We start from the raw sequence: 14,299 nt of genomic DNA, 5'->3' as shown, positions 1-14,299 counted from the left end.
GATGGGGTGAGAGGGATAAGCATGAGACAAACAAGGAAAGTAGACTAGGAAGATTTTTCGGGAACAACTAAGCTTCCATTTATATTTTTGTCACCTTCCCCCGACTTTTGTACGTTTTTCGCCAGCAAGTCATCTTGTCCACTAAGTAAGCGTCGCCGCCATACAGTAAAAAATCTACACTATGCACCCACTCTCCCACTCTCCCACTCTTAAAGGTTGGTTGGTGTTTCCGGAGCAATAACTTCAGTGTCACCTTTAATTCGAGCCTGCTGCTCAGTCATTAAATCGCTGACTTGATCAATTTCGATACCCATACCCTCACAGGCTTTCTTGAGTTCCGCTGTAAAGGTTGAGATATCGTCTCCGTAGCCACAGAGTTTCGCTGCTGTTTCGGGTCCTTGCTTGGCGTTCGCTTTAGCACAATCAACTAAATCAGTGCCTTTGAGCGGATTTGAAGCTGCCATACTTTAACTTGTCCTTCTTTTCTTTAATTCTCACTCTCAAGCTAGTTGAAACGTTGCGAAGACGCATCTATCAATAGATGGAAATCTTTTCTGATAGAGCCTAAAAAATCAATTCCTACTCTTGCACATATCCCCAACTTCTTCAGATCCCCGACTTCTTCAAGAATCGGGGATCTAACTATTAAATTAATCGGCTTACACGCTGGCTAACGATGGTTTGAGGGCTTCTTTAAGGAGTTCCGCTTTATCGGTATGTTCCCAAGGCAAATCCAAATTAGGACGTCCAAAATGACCATAAGCCGCGACATCTTGATAGAAGCGACCCCCTCTTAATTTAGGGAGTTCCAGCAGATTAAAGGCTTGAATAATCCCGGCTGGACGCAGTTCAAAATGCTGTTGTACCAGTTCTAGCAATTTTTCTTCTTCAACTTTACCCGTACCAAAGGTTTCCACCATAATACTGACAGGGTGGGCAACACCAATGGCATAACTGAGTTGAACTTCGCACTTTTCGGCTAAACCGGCTGCCACAATATTTTTGGCAACATAACGACAAGCATAGGCTGCCGAACGGTCTACCTTGGTGGGGTCTTTGCCCGAAAATGCGCCGCCGCCGTGACGGGAATAGCCACCGTAGGTATCAATAATGATTTTTCGCCCCGTGAGACCTGAATCCCCTTGAGGTCCACCAATCACAAATTTCCCGGTGGGGTTGACTAAGAAACGGGTATTATTATCGGGCTTAATCTCAATATCTCCAAACGCGGGTTCAACCACTGCTGACCAGAGATCCTCTTTAATTTTGTCTCGGACAGCCGCTTCACTGGTAATCTCACCAATGGTGGCGGTGTGTTGGGTCGAGATTAAGATGGTATCAATACCGATGGGTTTGCCATCTTCGTAGAGTACCGTCACTTGGGTTTTGCCATCGGGACGCAGGTAAGGCAACTGTCCTGACTTACGGACAGCGGTTAACTGCCGAGACAAGCGATGTGCCAGACTCAGGGGCATGGGCATAAGTTCGGGGGTTTCGTTGCAGGCAAAACCAAACATCAACCCTTGATCCCCGGCACCAATCGCATCGAGTTCATCGTCACTCAACTTTTCTCGCGTTTCCTGGGCGGTGGTGACACCTTGGGAAATATCTGGAGATTGTTCATCCAGGGCGACTAAGACAGAACAGCTATTGGCTGAGAAGCCGTTATCTGCGTCGGTATAGCCGATTTCGGCAATTTTTTTGCGGGCTATATCAACGTAATTTACATTGGCTTGGGAGGTAATTTCACCCGTAATCAAGACCAATCCGGTATTAACTACCACTTCTGCGGCAACACGGCTGCGGTTGTCTTGGGTGAGTAGAGCATCTAAGATCGTATCGGAAATCTGATCACAGATTTTATCGGGATGACCTTCTGTAACCGATTCAGACGTGAATAGGTAGCGACGAGGCAATGGACTAATCTCCTTAAGAAACGGCAGCTACACTGAATTAAGGGTTTAGGTTGACATCTCCACTCCTTAAAAGAGAGTGGATTCTGAGTTGATGCTACGCGACAGCTTGAAAGACTGTCGCTTCACATTTCTCACGATATGATCGTTTTAGCTTAGAAAACAAGTCATACCGTTTTGGCAGTGTCAAGCTACCTCTACCCACCTTGGCTAGATTTAACCCTAGCTGTGTGGCTACTTTTCTGAGTATATTCCCCGCCCCATTGCAATCAGCGTTAACTAGCTGATTGCCAGATGCTTTATACAGTCCACGTTTCACTCTTTTCCCCGATGGTGTCCACCTTTGGGGTTTCTCACCGTGTTTCGGTAACGAATCACCATCTAAGAATGATGCTTGGCTGGTATATGCTTCTTCTGTCAGGGTCAACACAATCCCATACTCTGTACAAAGCTGTTTGAGGCGTTCAATTAACCTCCCCGTGGGAATGGGCATAAAGTTTTGGTTTCCCCGTTTCCCAATCTGGGAACCGTTTTTTTGTCCCTCATTCCAGCCGATAACCAGATTACCAATGCCGTCAACCAAACACCGATTAACGATAAATCTAGCTGCCTTGTTAATGGCATCCCTCATCTGGTTATTTCGCTTACGTTGCACTCGGTCTAAATTGGTATCCCAGTAAAATTCGGACTTGCCATGCTTATACTTGGCAACTAAGCGGCAATACCCTTGATTCATCGACTTGAGCTTACGCCCGTCAATGATCAGACTTTCCCCGTGGGTTGATACTCCGGTTAACCAATTAGTGCCACCGTGGTCAAATCCCCAGGCTTGAGAGTAATCCAAGTTAGGGTTGACCTTGATGGGTTCCTTCCCGTCATCTATTATCCAATCAATCCAAAGCTCACCTAAGCAAGGACGAATCGTTACCTCTTTAACCCAATCTGAGTCAATAAACTCTGGCAATGGTAACTCAATCTGAGTGATTAGTTCAGGCTTAGTTTCTCGGCTAATGGACGGGCTAAAACACCCATCTTTGTAAGTTAGAGCCTGCCTGGGAAAAGTTACCGCAGCCAAGCCACCTTTCTTTCTGTAGCCAGGTAACGATGGGCGGTTAACCTCCCCCTGGTAATAGGCGTCAACCAAGCTGTTGTAGCTTTTGATTGATTCACCTACAGACTTTAATGTTTGCTGTGCAGCTTGGGCGGCTAACGCTTTGTAATGTGGGTTAAGTTTAAGCGCCTTATCTAACTCTGGGTAAGTTGTACGACATTTGTACAGCTTCCACCCACAACGCAACTCATCACCCCGCCAATAGACAGAAAAAGCGTTAGATTGCTCCTCTCTCCACTGATAATGAGTCTGCCTGGTGTGATAAATTGCACAATTAATTAAGCTATTAGCATTCTGGCATTGGTCTAGATGGTACGCTTTCTCTTCATCAGTAAACTTGGCTTTAATTGGAATGGTTCTATACAGTTTAATCACCCCCTTTATTATTTCCTATAAAATAGGAATCTGCACAAGGAAAGCCACAGGAGACGCAAGGTTAAAACCTTGTCGAGGCTTTCATCCCCCGGTTAAAACACGGGGGTTCTCAGCCTCGGTTTTGATAGTTCCTGAGGGTTGTAGCTTGTTATCATACACGATACAGAGAGGGGATTACCCACTGATCACAGAACTTTAACAGAATTTGCTCTATTCTCCATCCAGAACTGTTGAATGTTAAAAAAACTTTACCGCCTCTCTCACCTAAGACTGATCATTCTTATACTGAAAATTCGCTTATTTGTCAAGTGTTAGTTAAGCTTTTCCTTAGACAAATGCTTTTTTTTCCGGTTTTGGCAACAAGCCCTAATTCGTAATTAAGTCAGGGATGGTTGTCTAAGGGGGCTGGACTTGAGACAGGATCAGCGCGATCGCACTATGCATGGCTTGCCCGGTTAAAGACAGACGAGCCGATTGATCCGCCGTTTTTTCCCATGCTAATAACTGGGTTTGAAATAAAGGATCGCGTTTCGCCCGCCTGAGCATGGCTTGACGAATGATTTTTTGCACAATATCTTGGGTGGGAATATTCTGTTGACGTAAAAAATCTAACAGTCGCTGTATACCTTCGGCGCATTTATCAGGCGGCTGGAATAGAATAATTTGTTGGATTTGATGAATAACTTCCTTATAGATACGGCGGCGATTATTGGCTAAAACTTGAGTTGGATTGGGTGAAGTAGCCGAATTTAACGACGAGTTGACCTGGGAGGCTCCTGACTTATCTATCTCTAGTAATTGCCAAATTCTGTGACGGTGATGGGCAAAACGTTGGTACATCTGGGGATAAACTTGCAGGATGCGTTGGTTCACCGCTTGGGGATTGACTCCCTGTTTTGCCGATAGGTGAAGAATATAGTGATCGAATTCTCTACTCAAGGCTTTCAGCGACAGTTTTAGATCAGGATATTCCTGCTCCACTTGGGCGAGAGTAAATACCAATACCTCTCTATTTGGCATTTCTAAGAAAGGAACCTCGATTAAGAGCAAATCAGTCGTTTTCTCTTGACTCAGTTGTCCCGGTATCAAATCACCTGTAGGCGGATAGCGTTTATTCGGGGTTTTCGTTTCCCAATTAAACTGGGTAAAGAGGTAACGACAATTCACGTTTGTCAAATCTACCTCTTCTAAATGCCAGTTGTGGATACAGCATCCAGTGAGTTGGGCTTGCTCAAGTTGGGGGCGAATTAAATAACTACCAATCAAATAGGCATCGGTTAAATTTGCCTCGGTTAAAATCGTTTCATTTAAATAAGCCCCACTTAAATCAGCCTGTCGTAAATCCGCCCCTTGCAGATTAGCCGATGTCAAATTCGTCTGTAAACAATAAACATTTTGGAGAACCGTGCGTCGCAAATTAGCGTTCACTAAGCTGGCTCTGAGTAAATACGCCCCCATCAGATTTGCCCGACTCAAATTTACGCGATCGCCTGTGACTTCACTGAGATCGGCATCGGTTAAAATAGCTCGATAGAGTTCTGCCTGAGTCAGGTTGGCACAGCGCAAACAAGCCTGACGCAGGTTCGCTTCGGTTAATGTCGCACCGACTAATATCGCGTCTCGTAAATTGGCTCTCTCTAGTAGAACTTCCCGCAGGTTGGCTGTGGTAAGATTGGCAGCAATGAGACTGGCTTGGTAGAGGTTAGCCGCCATTAACTGTGTGCTAATTAGCTGAGTTTTATCCAGGGTAGCCTCTGTAAGATTACTATGATTCAACTGGGCTGCCTGGAGGTTTGCACCACTCAAGTTACAATAGGGGGCTTCTACCCAACTTAAATTGGCTTGGCAAAGACTAGCGGATTGCCCATCCACCTTGCTGAGATTTGCACGGGTCAAGATGGCTTGGTTAAGATTACTATGTTTTAGGATCGCGTTATGTAAATCTGTCTGATGCAGACAAGCACCACTGAGATTCGCGTAGTCAAGGGATGCCCAACTGAGGTTCGCATTCGTCAGGTTAGCCCCACTTAAGTTAATCGTCCGCAAATCTGCCCCCTTCAGGTTAACACCACTCAGGTCAACCTGGGCAAAATCACGGTCTCCTTGGCGATAACGAGTGAGAAAGTTCTGGACTTGCATTATTTCCAGTTTGCCATTTAAGGGGATTGGGGAAGTTTTGAGTTTTGACCCTTCGCTTGGCTCAAGGGAACCTGGTTTTGACTTTTCGCTTCTTGGTTTTGAGTTAGCGCCCTCATATTACCTATCTCCCTCTCCCTTATCTTCGCCTACTCCCCCCGCTTCCCCCGCTTCCCCTGTCCCCAGACGTGCCATGGCACGTCTCTACATGCTTTTACAAATTATGTTGGTTTTTCTACCTCACAGGGGAACCTTATGTATGAAGCGTAACACTAGGGGTTGGCTTAGATACGTTGAATTGGTCTATTTCTAGAGTCTATAGGCAAAGGGGAGTTATGGCAGAGTTGGAAACGAGACTTGGTTGTCATCTGAATGGTTTGAACTCAACCGCACAAGACCAGAAACGGCTTGCGACTCTCCACGAACTCGGTTTACTGGAAGCTGAAGGGATCGCCGTTTTCCAGGAAGCGACTCAGACGGCGGTGCGATTTTTAGAGGTTCCTATCGGTTGGTTGGGTTTTCTGACAAGTGATCAACTTTTAATTCAATCCGCCGTGGGTTTATCGAGGGTGGGTTTGATGAATCCCCTTGCCCAATCTCGTCAATTGTTACGTCAGGAAAGTTTTTGTACCTATGTTGTCGAGAGTCAGCAGGTTTTAGCGATTCACGATACAGCAAGTAATCCGGTTTTTGCCCAAAGTTTGCTTGTGGGTTACTACGGTATCCGCGCTTATTTAGGAGCGCCTTTATTCACAGCCGATGGATTGTGCTTGGGGACGTTGGCGGTGATGGATTTAGTCCCTCGCTCTTTTACCCCTAGAGATAGTGAGTTTCTGGCAATGACTGCTCGATGGTGTCTGAGTGAATTTGAGCGAAATAAGATGTTGCGATCGCACACCCCGATTCTACCTGATTTTCCTCATTCGAGTGAATCCCTAACCCCCAATGAGTCCAATTTCCCTCAGAGTAGGGTTAGCGAATCCTCTGTTCCTTTCTGCTCAACTCACTCAATCAAGCTGCAACTGCTCACCCATCTAACCCAAGAACTCCGCACACCATTAACCTCAATTATGGGCATGGCGAGTGTTCTCAATCGCCAAATTTATGGTGAACTAACGGATAAACAAAAAGAATATTTAGAAATTATCCATCAAAGTGGTCAGCATCTGGTTTCCCTGGTTGAGGAAATTATGGCTCTGGATGTGTTCGATGAAATTAATAATCCACCGTATCTGAATTTGAGTCCAGTCGATATCGAAATGCTTTGTCAAAAGGCAATTCATTCTCTGGTTGAAACCGCTGAGCAAAATCAGCAACAGATTCGTTTGACCATAGAACCAGGAACTCGGCTTTGGGTGCTGGATAAGGAAAAAGCCCAGCAAATGCTGTACTACGTCATCCTCAGCGTTATTTATTCGGCGGAAGCGGGAGGAGAAATTCGCCTTCATGTTTCTCGTAAAATAAACAGGCTCAATATTGCGGTTTGGGTGTCTCATCCATGGCTAGGAGAAGGCGTTCCCACCGTGTATGAGGAATTAACTGATGTATCCTTAATGGGGCGAGACAGCGAGAAGCACAAGCAAAACGGTAAGGCTGAGTCCCCCGGTGCAGCGACATTGAAAACGCCCATTCTGTCCAGTGTCTCCATGTCCAAAACCTTGATGGTGAATGGGAGGGAAATGCTACTGAAAACCGATTCGCGTGAAAGTTTGGGCTTATTTCTCAGTTGTCATTTAGCCGAACTCCACCACGGGAAACTGTCGGTACAGGGTTTGTCGGAATCAGGCGATCGTTATATCATCAGTTTGCCTAAGTTAGATTCGTAGTTAGTTGTGGGGGAGTGTAAACAATAAGCGGTTTGGCATTTTGGTGGAGAAGATGGTATCCGAGAAGCCAGCTTAATTGCTAAAGTAGTCATCTGGAATTGCCAGACTCAGTGGAGGAAGTATTGCCAGGGTTTATTAGTTTAGAAATACTGTAGGGGCGGGTTTAGGGATTCAATAAACATATCACTGATAACTTTTCAACAAAACCCGCCCTTTTCCTAGGTTTTGCTCATCCACACATTAGGTGATATCAAATCTGTTGGTATCAGAATTATATTTTTTAACGCAGAGGACGCAGAGGGTGGCGCAGAGGTACGCGGAGGAACTAGAACACCAGCCCAGTAATCGAATCATCCGCTGCAATTCTCCAAAACCAATAACACTTAGATATTAAATCTTCCATCTTTTGACTTGTTCCTTTTGACTTATGCGTGACGACTAACTTTGGGTCTTCCGGACAAGCGTATGCTAAACTATCAGTTTTAAGGAAAACAATAAAGGGCAGAGAGCAAAAGGGCAAAAGTGTCAAGGGCTAAGGAGTCCACGCCGCACCTTCATAACTATCATGCCAATGATCAGCACACCATTCCCACACATTTCCATGCATATCGAATAAGCCAAAGGCGTTCGCTACCTGAAAACTCCCAACTGGGGTAGTCTGTTCACGATACTCACCCTTATGACCTTCACCAAAAGTAGAGTTGCCGTTGTAATTGGCTAAATCCGTAGTAATCGTTTCGCCAAAATGAAACGGTTTTGTTGTTCGAGCACGACAGGCATATTCCCACTCCGCTTCACTAGGAAGTCGGTAGTCTCGTCCTGTGTACTGCGATAACCGCGCATCTCTTCTGCCGTAAGTTCTAAGCCAACCTGATTGAGGAGTGCGATCGCCTGTTGAATCATCAGAATATTTTACTCCGATGATGGGCGATAATCTTCAGTGATTTGTTGTGAACCATGGATCACAGCAAGTACATCGATTTGCTCAGGTTTAATGTAATAAATCATCCGATAAGACCCCTCAATCATTTCACGAATTTCTTCCCTCTCAAACTCTGGCACCATTCGACCTGAAGCCGGAAACGCAGCAATCTGTTCAAACGTCTCGTCTCGTCAGACGATCAACCATTCGACGCCCATATTGAGGTGAATTTTGGGCGATGTAGGCATAAATCCCGGAAAGATGCTTGACGGCTGTGTCTGTCCAAAAAACCTTCACGTTGGTAATCCGAATTGCTGACGCACTGTTTCCACAGAGGTTATTCTACCCGCCTGACTATCAGCAAGTCCCGCTTCTATCGCGACTCTGACATAAATTTCATACATTAAGTCATCCCATGTCGCATTCTCTGGCAATCTATCAATCAATCGTCGTGCCTCTTCTTTTATATTGATGGCTTCCATATTCTGCTCATAGAACGGCTTTCTGGGTTTATTGTAAGCTTAAAATTACCAGGCAAACAAATGCAATGATTTGGCGGCGATTCATTCCCTTCTCAAACCTGAGAATGAGGCTACGTCTGCCCTATTGCCCTCCTCTGTCACCCTTGGGAAACAGGCATAGGCGTGGCGGCTGTAGCTTAACTTGACACCCATAACCGACGTGCGCCCACAGAAGCCGATTAAGGAGTGCGATCGCCTGTTGAATCATAGGCACATTGTACAGCAGATTTTCTCTAGACTTCTCTCTGCCTGAGGGGAGTTTTCTATTCCTCAAATTAGTCAAAGCCGCTACCCCTATGTATGCCATGTCTGATTTGTTTGGAATTGGCAATCGCAAAAATGGTTTAGGTGATGTATTGAGAATCTTAAAAAAACTTATTCATCTATCAACTTCTGCCAATATGAGATAAATAAAGGAACCCCCTTTTGCCATGGCGATTGAAATCGCTGCTACACAAACAAAGTCCGCCTGCGCGGACTGGGTTTTAACGGGGGTAGCGTTCCCCGGATTTGGTATAAAATGACGGGGGATAATTTTCGGTTCCCGTGAGGTGGGCAAAAGCAATAAATGATAATATAAACCTTTCCCTATTTATCATTCTTGCCCACCCTACATACTTTTAACTTTGCTCTGAAGTTCTCCGCTGACTCTGGATTCACTGGATATTCCTTGCTTCTACTTCTATATTTTCTAAAAGTTGAGCGACGGTCATGTTCAAACCGTTGGCAAGAGTAACAAGTGCAGTCAGAGAAGGATTTCTCACACCACGCTCCAATCCTGATATATATGTTCGATCAAGATGGCAACGTAATCCCAACTCTTCCTGAGAAATTCCCATAGATGCCCTGTGCTGTCTAATCAATAATCCCAAAGCTTTCAAGATTTTTACTTTAGAGTCTTTCATAAAAATTATGATCATCTAAAGTTGACGATCAGTCTACGGACTATCTGTCACACTTAAACGAGGGAAGGCTGGATGTGCGATCGCATTCTCCACCCCAAAACACGCGATCGCATACCGTCTCTCAGTCTTGCTCTATCCCTGTTTCTGCCTAGTCTTGAGACACCGGATGAACTGATATTGTCTCAATCTATATCGTCGGGTAAGTCGTCGATTGACATTCCTGCTTGTTCGAGAAGTTCTTTCAAACGTTTGATTTGCCCTAAAGTCAGCCTCAGCTTGTGTTCCCCTCGTTCGTGACGTCCAATGGTTCTGGTTGTTGTCCCCAGTTCACGCGCAAATTCTTCCTGAGTCATATTCAGGCGTTCACGAACTTGTCTAAGAGTTGGCAAGTGAGGGTTGCTATTCCAATCTGTATCGTCTACCATTTTAATCAGCAAAGGACAACTTGTCCTAATTGGACAACAAAACAAAAAGGATGGGGAAACGTTTGGGGAAGTCCCCATACTTCCTGTTTCCCTATCTGTCTATGGGTAAGTTTCTCACACGACGCCAAGACTAGGAGGTGATGGGAAAGACAACGAGTTATAGTTCAAGCCTCTAGCTGATGCTAACTCATTCGATATCGTCGGGTAAGTCTTCTATTGATAATCCTGCTTGCTTCATGAGTTCGACAAGTCGTTTGATCTGACCCACAGAAAGAGCAATGCGCTGGTGTATACCGCGTTCGTACCGATTAATCGTGTTTCGCGATAATCCTAGTGCATCTGCAAACTGCTCTTGGGTCATACCTAAGCGTTCACGAACTTGTTTGAGAGTTGGCACATTGGGGTTGAAATCTGGATTCTGATCGTCTATTATCATACTTAGCAATGCACCACAGTGGTGCATTAACAGCAAAAAACTGACGGGGGAAACGCTATTAGAAGTCCCGATACTTCTTGTTTCCCTGTCTCTCTATGGTGTAGTTTCTCACACGAAGCACGTTGCTCTCATGTTCCATCATGGAGCTATACAAACTTATGTTATGTGTAGCTGCGATTTCAATCGCCTCGTGTGTAAGTTTTGAGAAAGCCTTCCATAGATAAGGGGCGATCGCTTATGTTTTGTGCCTGATCGCCCTTTCTCAAAAAACAATCACAATCATCATAACAATGAAACATTCTCAATGGCTTCGCCTGCAAGCTGAAGGCGACAGGATTGTTGCGTCTTTTCGCGCCGATGGGTTCAACTGTCGCAAACAGCCACGCCGCCTGTCTTGGCATATTCGCAAAGATTCGATGACCTATCGCTTGACTTGGCTACCCACACCAATCAACGAGTGGAGTTTGTTACCCAATGATGGAACGCCACAGCGAGAGCGACTTTTAGCGATGATTCGTTCTATTTTGGAGCATCGGGGATGTGGGCGCACAGCCGAACCATCACCCAAGTCTAACCACAGCTTTTGGAGTCAACAGTATTATCCTTGGACACTGGTGAGGCTTTTGCCGAATGCTCAACATTATACGGTTGCTCGCTTCTACAGTCGCACAGAAGCCCAAAATCACCAGCGCTTTCTGGCAAAGTGGATACCTGATGCACAGTTCGAGGTAGTTTTTGATGCGGATGCGGTGACTTCTACCGTTCAAGAGTGACATCGTATCTTGGGTAGGGGCGCAAGGACCTGCGCCCTCTCAAGTTACCCTGATTGCAGTCCCTTTGTAAGCGGATGCGACGTCTGGCGCGGCGCAGGTGTTCGGTTCGTACCCGAATCCAGTCAGGTAACGTTCTTCTTGCAATGCAATGCAATACAGTGCATGATAAAAGAGTGCCGCTGCATTTCAACCAACCCTCAACGAAGGACCTGTCTGATGAGCAAGGAAAATGTAACCTTTCGACTTGATCCTGATAAAAGAGCTGCACTGGATGCTATTGCTGCTGGTATGGATCGTAATTTAACCTACGTATTGAATCAGGCAATTAATACTTACCTGGAAATGCATCAGTGGCAACTCAAAGAGATTCAGCAGGGTATCGCTGAAGCTGATGCTGGGGATTTTGCCAGTGAAGACGAGGTAACCGCCGTCTTTGCTCGGTTGACCCATGAAAGTTAGATGGTTACGCAAAGCACTACGCAACCTTGAGCAGCTTCATGCCTACATTTGCGAAGATAACCCAGACGCTGCAACAAATACTGTTTTAAAAATACAAGCAGCGGTTGAGCAGTTAGCAAAATTCCCATATATGGGAAGAACCGGGCGCGTTGAAGGGACAAGGGAGTTGGTTATCTCAAAGACACCCTATTTTGTGGTCTACCGAGTTAAAAACAATCAGGTACATATCCTCCGTGTTCTTCATAACGCGAGAAAATACCCCGATATCTAATACCAAATCCGGGTTAGCCGCCCCCTTTATAATCTAGTCCGCGCAGGCGGACTTTGCTTGTGTAGCTGCGACTTCCAGTCGCCAAGGCAAAAAGGGGGTTTCATATCATGTCCTAACGATTGCCCATAATTGCAATGCTGCAATAACAGGGGTTTCAGGCGTTTTTATTAGGGGTGTTTGACCGGACATGATATCAAAGGCGGTTTGGTATTACCAATGGTAGGGGTACAGCATTGCCATACCCTTACAAATTACCGTGCTATAATTTATGCTCGGTCTGTCTAAGAGATCATACAATCTGCTAATGACCCGAGTACCTAACAGAAATTTATGATTTCGCGGCAGGCGGTTAAGAATCGGGATGTACCAGCGAATTAAATCGTAGGTTTTCTGGATAATCGGTAAATCGCTCACAGACTCAATCGTACATTAAAAAGTTACAGGAGGTATTCTGGCAGACGATTATTGCCACCCTTGCGTATAAATCTCAAAAAAAAAAATCGACCCGCCGCAGGCGGGAAAAGGGAAAAGAATAAAGGACAGAGGGGAAAAGGGCAAAAGTGTCAAGGGCTAAGGAGTCCACGCCGCACCACAGACAACCCGAAACCCGAAGTAGTTGAACCTGATGACAGGGGTATCCCTGTCGCGACTAGCACAACGACAGTACCTGGGATTGAGGATCCACGAACCACCGCGCAACAGCCGAGAATGATTATCATTTTCATCCTCATCCTCATCCAATAACCAAGCTTGACCATCCGGCGGCGCACCTTCATAACTATCATGCCAATGGTCAGCACACCATTCCCACACATTTCCATGCAGATCAAATAAGCCAAAGGGGTTCGCTACCTGAAAACTCCCGACCGGGGTAGTCTTTTTAAGATACTTACCCTTATGACCTTCACCATAAGTATAATTGCCGTCGTAATTGGCTAAATCCGTAGTAATCGTTTCACCAAAATGAAACGGCGTTGTTGTTCCCGCACGACAGGCATATTCCCACTCGGCTTCACTAGGAAGTCGGTAGTCTCGTCCTGTGTACTGCGATAACCGCGCACAAAACTCTACACAATCATACCACGATACTTGCTCAACGGGTCGATCTGATCCTTTAAAATTAGACGGGTCAGGGTCAAGTTCTTTATCGACTTGAGGTAGATTAGCAATCGCCTGCCATTGTGCCTGAGTTACCGGGTATTTCCCCATGAAAAAGGGTTGAACCGTTACCGAATGCTGGGGACTTTCACTATCTCTGTGTCCTGCTTCCGTATCGGGAGAACCCATCAGAAATGACCCTCCTGGAATCGCCACCATATCCAAGGTGACACCATTGCCCAAATCTTCCCGAAAATATTGCCCTTGCTCCTGAGTTTTGTCAATGATATTACCCTGTTTATCAACCGTCACCACCTCAAACTCAAACACCTGCAAGGGAGGAAATGAACCCGTACCTTCAGCAATCCATTCCTCCGGGATGTCCAGATTTTCCCCTAGAACTGAGTAGGAATGCGTCCCAGCTTCGGGATTCACTGATTCAGGTTCAGCCACAAAGCGAGTAATTAACTCAGCATACTCCAACAGATTTGGGTAAGCCCTTAATTGAGGGGCAAGTTCCTGCGTAATTCGGGACAAACGCGCCATTTCAGTTTGCCAGCGACTTCCCCCGATTGCCCGACTCTCTTGAAACGCTTGCACAATCTGACGCACAGCATTTTCTCGCTGGTTATCAAGGTACACCATTGCCGCCCACTGTTGCGCCTCTAATTCCTGTTTACTAATAAACGGATTCGTCTGTGCCAGATGGCGAACATACCCCAATAATAATCGAGCCACCTCCTGCATCCGTTGGCTGGAGAGTGCCGCATCATTATGCATTTCCTCCAGCAAATAGGCACGAACGGCGGTATCCATAGCATAGAGTTCGTACCCCACCGGACTACACAAATCCGACAGCAACAAATCCACTTCCGCCAGCCAAGGCACTTGTCCGCGCAGAAATTGATTCCGCAGATAATTGAGCAGTTCCGGGGTTAGCACCAAAGGAAGTGCCGCATGATACGCCAAAAGCCGATAAGATTCCTCAAATCGCCGGACAAATTGGTTCACCCGTTGTCTGGCAATTTCCTTATCTCGGTTAGCTACAGTGGCGGTATTCATGTTCGTTCGTAGTCAGGGCTTTAGCCCTAAATTCCGTTGGGTAACAAGCGTCAACCCAACCTACAA

General features: G+C 45.9%; 15 protein-coding genes and 2 pseudogenes. 4 read left to right on the top strand and 13 right to left on the bottom strand.

The genetic code is table 11. The features are described 5' to 3' along the window. Window positions 1-209: 209 nt before the first annotated feature. The 4 genes from RID53_RS10175 to RID53_RS10160 all read right to left on the bottom strand — a co-directional run bounded on the left by RID53_RS10175 (window position 210) and on the right by RID53_RS10160 (window position 5,538). A complete protein-coding gene (locus RID53_RS10175; RefSeq protein ID WP_006101696.1) occupies window positions 210-464 on the bottom strand; it encodes a hypothetical protein in 255 nt (84 codons plus the stop codon). A 195-nt stretch (window positions 465-659) separates the two neighbouring features. Further along, window positions 660-1,916: a methionine adenosyltransferase gene (metK, locus tag RID53_RS10170; RefSeq protein ID WP_446387987.1), complete on the bottom strand. Its 1,257-nt coding sequence runs from the start codon at window positions 1,914-1,916 to the stop codon at window positions 660-662. A gap of 94 nt (window positions 1,917-2,010) precedes the next feature. Then, a complete protein-coding gene (locus RID53_RS10165) occupies window positions 2,011-3,390 on the bottom strand; it encodes an RNA-guided endonuclease InsQ/TnpB family protein (protein WP_446388036.1) in 1,380 nt (459 codons plus the stop codon). 405 nt (window positions 3,391-3,795) lie between these two features. Then, the gene (locus tag RID53_RS10160; protein WP_446387986.1) at window positions 3,796-5,538 is read right to left on the bottom strand and encodes a pentapeptide repeat-containing protein; all 1,743 of its coding nucleotides are present in this window, start codon (window positions 5,536-5,538) and stop codon (window positions 3,796-3,798) included. A 332-nt stretch (window positions 5,539-5,870) separates the two neighbouring features. On the opposite strand from RID53_RS10160, the gene RID53_RS10155 reads away from it, so the two are divergent. Continuing rightward, window positions 5,871-7,361, top strand: a complete 1,491-nt coding sequence (locus RID53_RS10155) for a GAF domain-containing sensor histidine kinase (RefSeq protein WP_446387985.1) — start codon at window positions 5,871-5,873, stop codon at window positions 7,359-7,361. 532 nt (window positions 7,362-7,893) lie between these two features. Here RID53_RS10155 and RID53_RS10150 read toward each other — a convergent pair. From RID53_RS10150 to RID53_RS10120, 7 genes and pseudogenes are all read right to left on the bottom strand, one after another. Continuing rightward, complete coding sequence (locus RID53_RS10150; protein WP_446388035.1) at window positions 7,894-8,283, bottom strand: formylglycine-generating enzyme family protein; 390 nt, start codon at window positions 8,281-8,283, stop codon at window positions 7,894-7,896. Further along, window positions 8,274-8,580 (bottom strand): annotated as a pseudogene (locus tag RID53_RS10145) (type II toxin-antitoxin system RelE/ParE family toxin). The gene RID53_RS10150 and the pseudogene RID53_RS10145 overlap by 10 nt, the downstream one beginning before the upstream one ends. Continuing rightward, entirely contained in the window at window positions 8,577-8,765 is a 189-nt protein-coding gene (locus RID53_RS10140) for a hypothetical protein (protein ID WP_446343928.1), read from the bottom strand. Before RID53_RS10140 ends, RID53_RS10145 begins: the two are co-directional and overlap by 4 nt. 121 nt (window positions 8,766-8,886) lie before the next feature. Then, window positions 8,887-9,111 carry a hypothetical protein gene (locus tag RID53_RS10135; protein WP_446387984.1) on the bottom strand — a complete coding sequence of 75 codons (225 nt, stop codon included), beginning with the start codon at window positions 9,109-9,111 and terminating at the stop codon, window positions 8,887-8,889. Window positions 9,112-9,460: 349 nt separating this feature from the next. Then, complete coding sequence (locus tag RID53_RS10130) at window positions 9,461-9,709, bottom strand: helix-turn-helix domain-containing protein (RefSeq protein ID WP_446387983.1); 249 nt, start codon at window positions 9,707-9,709, stop codon at window positions 9,461-9,463. Window positions 9,710-9,891: 182 nt separating this feature from the next. Further along, window positions 9,892-10,134: a helix-turn-helix transcriptional regulator gene (locus RID53_RS10125; RefSeq protein ID WP_044208189.1), complete on the bottom strand. Its 243-nt coding sequence runs from the start codon at window positions 10,132-10,134 to the stop codon at window positions 9,892-9,894. Window positions 10,135-10,321: 187 nt separating this feature from the next. Then, complete coding sequence (locus RID53_RS10120; protein WP_446387982.1) at window positions 10,322-10,570, bottom strand: helix-turn-helix transcriptional regulator; 249 nt, start codon at window positions 10,568-10,570, stop codon at window positions 10,322-10,324. A gap of 290 nt (window positions 10,571-10,860) precedes the next feature. Between RID53_RS10120 and RID53_RS10115 the strand changes: the two genes are divergently transcribed. The 3 genes from RID53_RS10115 (at window position 10,861) to RID53_RS10105 (ending at window position 12,073) form a co-directional block, all read left to right on the top strand. Continuing rightward, a complete protein-coding gene (locus tag RID53_RS10115; protein ID WP_446387981.1) occupies window positions 10,861-11,343 on the top strand; it encodes a hypothetical protein in 483 nt (160 codons plus the stop codon). Between the two features lie 216 nt (window positions 11,344-11,559). After that, a complete protein-coding gene (locus tag RID53_RS10110) occupies window positions 11,560-11,802 on the top strand; it encodes a CopG family ribbon-helix-helix protein (protein ID WP_446387980.1) in 243 nt (80 codons plus the stop codon). Next, complete coding sequence (locus RID53_RS10105) at window positions 11,792-12,073, top strand: type II toxin-antitoxin system RelE/ParE family toxin (RefSeq protein ID WP_446387979.1); 282 nt, start codon at window positions 11,792-11,794, stop codon at window positions 12,071-12,073. The genes RID53_RS10110 and RID53_RS10105 overlap by 11 nt, the downstream gene beginning before the upstream one ends. Before the next feature lie 279 nt (window positions 12,074-12,352). On the opposite strand, the pseudogene RID53_RS10100 reads toward RID53_RS10105, so the two are convergent. Further along, window positions 12,353-12,487 (bottom strand): annotated as a pseudogene (locus RID53_RS10100) (diversity-generating retroelement protein Avd); the annotation flags it as partial. A gap of 156 nt (window positions 12,488-12,643) precedes the next feature. Further along, the gene (locus RID53_RS10095; protein ID WP_446387978.1) at window positions 12,644-14,233 is read right to left on the bottom strand and encodes a formylglycine-generating enzyme family protein; all 1,590 of its coding nucleotides are present in this window, start codon (window positions 14,231-14,233) and stop codon (window positions 12,644-12,646) included. Window positions 14,234-14,299 lie beyond the last annotated feature (66 nt).

This window comes from Coleofasciculus sp. B1-GNL1-01 (assembly GCF_040220235.1).
Taxonomy (GTDB): Bacteria; Cyanobacteriota; Cyanobacteriia; order Cyanobacteriales; family Coleofasciculaceae; genus Coleofasciculus.
This window is presented reverse-complemented; position numbering and strand designations above follow the sequence as displayed.

Excerpts from the sequence above, each read along its gene's own strand:
- RID53_RS10175 (WP_006101696.1), bottom strand. The coding sequence starts at position 464 with ATGGCAGCTTCAAATCCGCTCAAAGGCACTGATTTAGTTGATTGTGCT.
- RID53_RS10160 (WP_446387986.1), bottom strand. The coding sequence starts at position 5,538 with ATGCAAGTCCAGAACTTTCTCACTCGTTATCGCCAAGGAGACCGTGAT.
- RID53_RS10155 (WP_446387985.1), top strand. The coding sequence starts at position 5,871 with ATGGCAGAGTTGGAAACGAGACTTGGTTGTCATCTGAATGGTTTGAAC.
- RID53_RS10140 (WP_446343928.1), bottom strand. The coding sequence starts at position 8,765 with ATGGAAGCCATCAATATAAAAGAAGAGGCACGACGATTGATTGATAGA.
- RID53_RS10135 (WP_446387984.1), bottom strand. The coding sequence starts at position 9,111 with ATGGCATACATAGGGGTAGCGGCTTTGACTAATTTGAGGAATAGAAAA.
- RID53_RS10130 (WP_446387983.1), bottom strand. The coding sequence starts at position 9,709 with ATGAAAGACTCTAAAGTAAAAATCTTGAAAGCTTTGGGATTATTGATT.
- RID53_RS10125 (WP_044208189.1), bottom strand. The coding sequence starts at position 10,134 with ATGGTAGACGATACAGATTGGAATAGCAACCCTCACTTGCCAACTCTT.
- RID53_RS10120 (WP_446387982.1), bottom strand. The coding sequence starts at position 10,570 with ATGATAATAGACGATCAGAATCCAGATTTCAACCCCAATGTGCCAACT.
- RID53_RS10115 (WP_446387981.1), top strand. The coding sequence starts at position 10,861 with ATGAAACATTCTCAATGGCTTCGCCTGCAAGCTGAAGGCGACAGGATT.
- RID53_RS10110 (WP_446387980.1), top strand. The coding sequence starts at position 11,560 with ATGAGCAAGGAAAATGTAACCTTTCGACTTGATCCTGATAAAAGAGCT.
- RID53_RS10105 (WP_446387979.1), top strand. The coding sequence starts at position 11,792 with ATGAAAGTTAGATGGTTACGCAAAGCACTACGCAACCTTGAGCAGCTT.
- RID53_RS10095 (WP_446387978.1), bottom strand. The coding sequence starts at position 14,233 with ATGAATACCGCCACTGTAGCTAACCGAGATAAGGAAATTGCCAGACAA.